The sequence below is a fragment of the Corallococcus sp. AB045 genome (assembly GCF_003668895.1).
Taxonomy (GTDB): domain Bacteria; phylum Myxococcota; class Myxococcia; order Myxococcales; family Myxococcaceae; genus Corallococcus; species Corallococcus coralloides.
On the sequence record NZ_RAWN01000126.1, the window covers coordinates 22,930 to 29,527 of the forward strand.

At 72.8% G+C, this 6,598-nt stretch carries 5 protein-coding genes; 1 reads left to right on the top strand and 4 read right to left on the bottom strand.

The window, feature by feature from the left end; all coding sequences use genetic code 11:
- Positions 1 to 92: 92 nt before the first annotated feature.
- Positions 93 to 758, top strand: coding sequence for a hypothetical protein (locus tag D7Y21_RS26575; protein ID WP_147469382.1), 666 nt, complete (start codon positions 93 to 95; stop codon positions 756 to 758).
- Positions 759 to 786: 28 nt separating this feature from the next.
- On the opposite strand, the gene D7Y21_RS26580 is transcribed toward D7Y21_RS26575, so the two are convergent.
- From D7Y21_RS26580 to D7Y21_RS26595, 4 genes are all read right to left on the bottom strand, one after another.
- A complete protein-coding gene (locus tag D7Y21_RS26580) occupies positions 787 to 2,337 on the bottom strand; it encodes a DUF4388 domain-containing protein (protein ID WP_121716498.1) in 1,551 nt (516 codons plus the stop codon).
- 14 nt (positions 2,338 to 2,351) lie between these two features.
- Entirely contained in the window at positions 2,352 to 3,170 is an 819-nt protein-coding gene (locus D7Y21_RS26585; protein ID WP_233591482.1) for a lipopolysaccharide assembly protein LapB, read from the bottom strand.
- A 29-nt stretch (positions 3,171 to 3,199) separates the two neighbouring features.
- Complete coding sequence (hemW, locus tag D7Y21_RS26590; RefSeq protein ID WP_121716500.1) at positions 3,200 to 4,405, bottom strand: radical SAM family heme chaperone HemW; 1,206 nt, start codon at positions 4,403 to 4,405, stop codon at positions 3,200 to 3,202.
- Between the two features lie 13 nt (positions 4,406 to 4,418).
- The coding region (locus D7Y21_RS26595; RefSeq protein WP_121716504.1) for a plectin 1 isoform 8 at positions 4,419 to 6,598 on the bottom strand (2,180 nt) is incomplete at its 5' end.

The following is a 6,598-nucleotide window of genomic DNA, read 5'->3' on the forward strand; positions in this document are numbered from 1 at the left end:
GCCGGGTCCCGGGGTGCTTGACGCTGTGCGCTGGCCATGGTTGGCACGCCCATCCGCGTTGAGCGCAGGGAGCGAAATCAATGAACTGGCACGTGGCGAAGCGAATGGGCGTGGTGCTGGCGGTGGCGTTGCTGGCGGCCTGCTCGGATGACGGGGACGGCAAGCCGGACGGCGGCGGCGGTCCCGACGGCGGCACGACCACGAAGTCCGCGGGTCCGGGCACGGGGTCGTCCAAGGCGAAGCCGGAGGGCGCGCCCTTCACGCTGCCGGCGGGCATCACGCTCGAGACGCCGTTGAAGAGCTTCTACACCGAGGACCCGCTGGACTGCGACGACAAGGACAAGGACGACGCCAAGGGCGGCGGCGGCTCCGTGACCCTGTGCCTCATCTTCCGCAACACCACCGGCGGCCCCATCACGGTCACGCTGCCCCCCGGCCTCATGCTCGTTTCCGAGAGCACGAAGATCCAGAACGGCCTGCTGGTGCAGCAGACCACCATCGAGGTGCCGGCGGGTGAGCGCTACTTCGTCCCCCTGTTCCTGTACTGCGCCAACCAGGACCGGGAGACCAGCGGCGTCGGCGACAACTTCGCGCTGGGCCCCATCATCGGGTACGAGGGCTTCCAGGAGCTGTACTCGCTGCTGGCGGGCAAGCAGCTGACGCGCGAGGACGACGTGGCCATCCAGTTGGCCGTCACCCACCTGACCAACGGCGAGGGGCTGTCCGCCGCCGACCGCGCCAGCCTCCGCGGGCTGTAGCCGCCGGGGGCCTGGTGCCCGGCGGGGCTCACTTCCGCCGGGCGATCTCCTGGATGAGCGCCACGTAGCGGCGCTGCTGGGGGTTCAGCTTGAAGGCCTTGCGCAGGGCGTCCTCCGCGAGCGCCCACTGGCCCTCGCCCCGGGCCACGTCGCCCAGGAAGGCCCAGCCCTCTTCCAGGCCGGGCTCCTGGCGCGTCAGCTCCTGGAGCTCCTGGAGCACCAGCCGGCCGTGCGCCTCCGGCTTCATGAGGTAGCGCGCCCAGGCGCGGTGGGCCTGGTACAGCGGCCGGGGGTCGATGTCGCAGGCGTATTCGAAGTACTCGAAGGCGCCCGCGAAGTTGCGCGCCTCCAGGCGCCGCTTGGCCTCGTCGAACTGGGCGGTGGCGTCCAGCAGGTCCGTGCGGATGCGGAACTGCTCCGCGGTGGAGGGCCGGCCGGTGTTGCTGCGGGCCTTCTCCCGGTGCGCCTGCCGGCGCTTCTTCCACAGCGCGTTCTGCTCCGGCTCCGACAGCAAGCCGTAGGCCCGCGCGTACGCGGCGAGCATCCCTTCCGCCTTCTCCTTCAGCTCCGCGGTGTGGAAACGCAGCGGGGAGAAGCGGTCCGCGGCGGCGAGGAACGCCTTGCGCAGCGCCACCGGCTGCACGTCCTCCGGCACGTCCAGCAGCGCGAACGGATCCAGGCTGCGGTGGTTGAGGAACGCGCCCACGAGCGCGTTGCGCGCCGCCTCGTCCTCGTCCGCGAAGGGCGTGCCGGACGGGGCCTGGGCCGGCACGGGCACCGGCGTGGGGACGGGCTCCGGCGCGGAAACGGGAGCGGCGGGGGCCTTGCTGGCCAGCTCCTCGGTGCGCGCGTCCACGTCCTCCGCGAAGCCCGCCACGCCCAGCAGGCACAGCGCGTAGAGCCGGCGCAGCACTGCGTCCATGTCGAAGCCGGTGCGCTCCAGCAGCTCGTTGAAGGTGGGCCGCTGGCGCAGGGCCTGGAACAGGCGCGCGTCCTTGGAGGACAGCTTGGGGGCGGACTCCACGCCGGGCATCTGTCCGAAGCGGCGGTCGTCGGTGAAGGTGAAGTGCGTGGCGACGGTGTCGAAGGGCAGCTGCGTGGAGACGCCAGTGAGGATGAGCTGCGCGGTGTTGGCGCGCACGGTGGCGTCCGGGTTCTCCACGTCCGCGATGAGGCGGTACTTCGCCTCCGTCCAGCGGAAGCAATCCAGCAGCTTGTGCGCCAGGTTCGCCTGGAGCTGCTTGTAGAGGTCGAAGGGGCTGATGAGGCCCTTCTGCACGAGCAGCCCGCCCAGCTGCATGCCCGAGGACACACTCTCCGCCAGGGACTTCTGGTAGTCGCCTTCCGTCAGGCGGCCCTTCTCCACCAGGTACTTGCCCAGCGTCTCGTGCAGGAGGTTGGAGTTGCACGCCACCGGCGCTCCGTCCTCGAAGGTGATGCGCTTCTCGCGCTGGCGCACCTTGAGCTCCAGCGTGCAGGTGCGCTCCTCCACCATCAGCGCGTGCAAGAGCAGCGGGAAGGGCGTGTCCGCCAGCAGGCCCTCGCGCTGGCGCAACACCTGGGACGGCAGGGGGAACATGCGCGGAAAGCCTACTACTCCGCGTCGTCGCCGCCCATGTCGTCCGCGGCGTAGGGATCATCCTCGTAGACGCCGTAGGGGCCGTAGGTGTCGTGCGTGGGCAGGTAGCGGGTCAGGTACGCCCCCACGCCCATGAACACCAGGGCCACGGCGGCGTACGTCAGCGGGCGGGACGGCCGGGCCCGGTATGCCCACCAGCGGTCGCGGCGCTTCTGGAAGCGCGGGGCGACGGCGTACTCACGCCAGGCTGCGTCGCGGGCCTCCTGCGCCTCCACGTCCAGGCCCTCTTTGTCCAGCGCGCGCGACAGGAGCACGCGCCCCTCCACGGAGCCCTGACGCACCTGGAGGAAGCGCTCCAGGGCCTCGCGCGCGCCCTTGAAGTCGCCGCGCTGGAGGCGGAAGCGGCCGCGCTCCAGGTCGATGGCGCCCTGCCGGTAGTCGGCGTCCAGGCGCTCGGCCTCGGTGAGCAGCAGCTCGCCCCGGGGAGCGTCGCCCGCGCCCAGATAGGCCACGCCCAAGAGGTAGAGGGTGTCCACGTCGTCGTCGCCCGCGTCCAGGTTGGGGCGCAGCAGGTCCACCGCCTCCTGGTAGCGCTTCTGCCCCACGCGGATGTCGGCCAGCTCCGCGCGGGCGCGGCGGTCGTGGGTGTTGGTGAGGATGGTGCCCGCGAGGTCCCCCGCGCGCTGCCACCGCTTGAAGGCGCGCATGGGGCTGGGCAGCACCTGCAACGTGAACCGGTCCGCCGCGAACAGCAGCACGACCAGCAGCCCCAGGGACAAGAGCGGGCTGCCCGTCAGCATGGTGAGGCCCATCCACATCAACCACTTGGTCAGCACGGTCGAATCGTCCTTCCTGGAACCGCCTACAACAGCCGCGCGCAGATGGCGCTGTGCACGTCCGCCCCCCGCTCCGTCAGGGCCAGCCTGCGGCCGTGACGCGTGGCGAAGCCGTGGGCCACCAGTCGCTCCACCTCCGCGCGCCGGGGCTCCACGGGCTGGCCGTATCGCTCACAGACGGCCTCCCAGTCCACCCCCGATACCAAACGCAGGCCCATGCTCAGCCGCTCGGCGAAGAGCTCCTCGGGGCCCAGCTCCTCGCGGCTCGCCTCCGGGAGTCTCCCCTCCTCCACGGTGCGCAGGTAGGCCTCCGGGCTGCGGAGGTTCACGTAGCGGTGGGCCGAGGGAGACAGCAGCATGCCGGTGGCGCCCACGCCCAGCGCCAGGTACTCGCCGCCGGTCCAGTAGAGCGCGTTGTGCCGGGAGCTGAAGCCGGGGCGCGCGTGGTTGGACACCTCATAGCGGGTGAGGCCGTGCGCGCCGTACACGTCGCGCACCGTCTGGGCCATGGCCACCACGTCGTCGTCCTCCGGCAGGGAGAGCTCGCCGCGGTCCAGTTGCTTGGACAGCGGCGTGGACTCCGCCAGCACCTCGCGCTCCACCGTCAGCGCGTAGGTGGACAGGTGCTCGGGCGCCAGCGCCACCGCGCGGCGTGCGTCCGCCTCCACCTGCGCGACCGTCTGGCCGTGCACGCCGTAGATGAAGTCCAGCGCCACCACGGGGAAGTCCGCCTTCCGCGCCGCCGCCACCGCGCCCTCCACCATGGCGGCGTCGTGCGCGCGGCCCAGCGCCTTCAGCGTCTGTGGCTGGAAGGACTGCACGCCCAGCGACAGCCGGTTGATGCCCGCGGCGCGGTAGCCGGCGAAGCGCTCGGCGTCCGCGCGCTCCGGGTTGCCCTCCAGGGAGACCTCCAGGCCGGGGGCGAGCGACATGCGCGCGGCGATGCCCTCCAGCACACGCGCCACGTAGCGGGGGTGCCACAGGGACGGCGTGCCACCGCCCAGGAAGAGGGACTCCAGCGGCTTCGTGCGCAGCGACGGGTCGGCGGCGAGGCGCGCGTCCAGCTCCGCCAGCACCGCGTTCGCGTAGCGCTCCTCTGGCACCTGGCGCGCCACCGCCACCGCGAAGTCGCAGTAGGGGCACTTGGCCAGGCAGTACGGGAAGTGCAGGTACAGCCCGAAGCGGGCTGCCTGCATGCCCGTCAATGGGTCCGTGGGCGCGGCGAAGGACATGGAGGTCCAACCTCTACTTCAGGGCCTTCAATTGCGCTTCCAGTCGCGCCACCTTCGCCTTGGCACTGGCAGCCGACTCGAGCGCTGCCTCGGCCGCCATCAGCTTGCGCTTCATGGAGGCCACGTCCGCCTTGAGCTGGTCGCGCTCCCTCGCCCAGTCCGCGGGCACGTCCGCGCTGGCAGCGGGCGCCTCCGCGAGCTTTGCTTCGAGCGCCTGACGGGACGCCTGCTCCGCTTCGAGCGCGGCGCGAGCCTCCTCGAGTTGCGACTCCAGCGCTGCCTTCACGCCCTGCTCCTCCAGCAGCGTGACGTCGGACTGCGCGAGCTTCGCCTCCAGCAGCGCCTTGGCGCTCTGCTCCGACGTGAGCTTCGCTTCGAGCGCGGCCTTCGCCGCGTCCAGGTCCTTCACGCGGGCCGCCTGCGCTTCGGCGACGCGCCGCTTGGACTCGGAGGCTTCCAGCGCGCCCTCCACCATCTTCACGCGCTGCTGGAGCCGGTCCACCTTGTCCGCTTCCGCGCGGGCCGCCTCCAGCTGCTCGTGGAGGGAGGTCAGCTCCTCGCGCTGGCCGTCATGCCCCGCGCTCAGTGCCTCGGCGCGGCCCTCTGCTTCGGCGGCCTGCACCCGGGCGTCCGCGATCTCGGCTTCCACCGCCTCACGGCGGGCGCGCTCCAGCGACAGCTCCTCCTGGGCCTTGGCGACCAGGGCCTGCTGGCGCTGCACTTCCGCCTCGCGCTGGCCCGCGGCCGTCTCCAGCATGGACACGCGCGCGGAGTAACCCACGCGCTCCGCCTGCGTGGTGGCGAGCTTGCGCTCCACGGCGGCCAGTTGCTGCTGGTGCGCCTCACGCTCGGCCTGCACGGACGTGGACTGGGCGGTGAGCTCCGCCAGCTGGGCCTCCAACGCCGCGACCTTCGCCTCGGCCTCGTGGACCCGGACCTCGGCCTCGTGCACCGCCTCGCCGAGCGCCGCCGCGTCCGACTCCATCCGGTCGCGCAGCGAGACCTGTTCGACCTCCGCGGCCTCCAGCACCTCGCGCAGCGAGGCCAGCTCCGACTCGGCCATGCGCGCACGGACCTCCGCGGCCTCCACCTCGGCACGCGCGGCTTCACGCGCCTGGGCGACCTCCGCCTCCAGCTCGCGCACGCGCGCCTGGACCCGGGCGGCCTCCGCGGCGCGGCCCTCCAGGGCACTCCGGAGCGAGGGCAGCTCCGCGGCCTCCGCCGTGCGCGCGGTGAGCGCGGCGCGCAGGCCCACCGCGTCCGCGTCCTTCAGCGCGAGCGCGCGCTCCAGCTCCGTCACCTGCGTCTGGAGCGTCTTGAGCCCGTCCTCCACCACCGCGAGCTGCCGGCGCGCGGCGTCCCGCTCGCCCTCCATCACCTTCGCGTGGGCGTGCGCCTCCTCCAGCGAGCTGCGCGACCAGTCGCTCTCGCTCTCCAGGGCGCCCATGGCGCCCTTCGCCTCGGAGAGCGCCGTCTCCAGCTGGCTGATGTTGAGCGCCTGCGCGTCGCGCTCGGTGGTCAGCCGCTCCACGTCCGCGAGCACCGACTGGTACTGCTCCTGGACCGCCTCCAGCGCGCCCTGCGCCTCGGACTTGCCGGAGGCCAGCTCCGCCACGCGGTCCTGCGCGAGCCCCAGCGCCTCCTTCGCGCCGACCAGCTCCTCCGCCATCGACCCGCGCGACTCGCGCTCGGCGTGGAGCTCCTCCGTCAGCCGGGGGATCTCCGACTCCACCTCCGCCAGCGCGCGCGTGAGGTCCTTGCGGTCCGCCTCCGACGCGGCGAGCTCCGCCTCCAGCGAGGCGACCTTCGCCTGGGCCAGCTTCAGCCGCTGCTCGTCCTGCGCGGATGGCGCCGGAGCCCCCCCGCCGCCATCCCTGCGCGCCTTCTCCAGCGAGGCCTTGAGCTGGGTGACCTCGCCCTCGCGCTCGGCGTACAGCGCGCGCGCCCGGGCCAGGGTCTCCGTCTTCTGCTTCAGGATGCCCCGGAAGAACTCCAGCTTGTCCTCCGCCGAGCCGCCCATGGGCAGCCGGGGCTCCGCGGGCTCCGCGAAGGGGTCACCCTTGCCGGGGCTGCGCGCCGCGGCCGCCGGGGACGGAGGCGTGGTCGTGGGCAACCCTCCACCGCCAATGGGCGCCGGGGTCGTGGGCACCCGGGCTGCAGGAGCGGTGGCCGGGGCAGCGGGCAGGCCCGTGG

What these genes read in the sequence shown, in the direction of transcription:
- D7Y21_RS26580 (WP_121716498.1), bottom strand. Translation starts at nt 2,337, where the DNA reads ATGTTCCCCCTGCCGTCCCAGGTGTTGCGCCAGCGCGAGGGCCTGCTG.
- hemW (WP_121716500.1), bottom strand. Translation starts at nt 4,405, where the DNA reads ATGTCCTTCGCCGCGCCCACGGACCCATTGACGGGCATGCAGGCAGCC.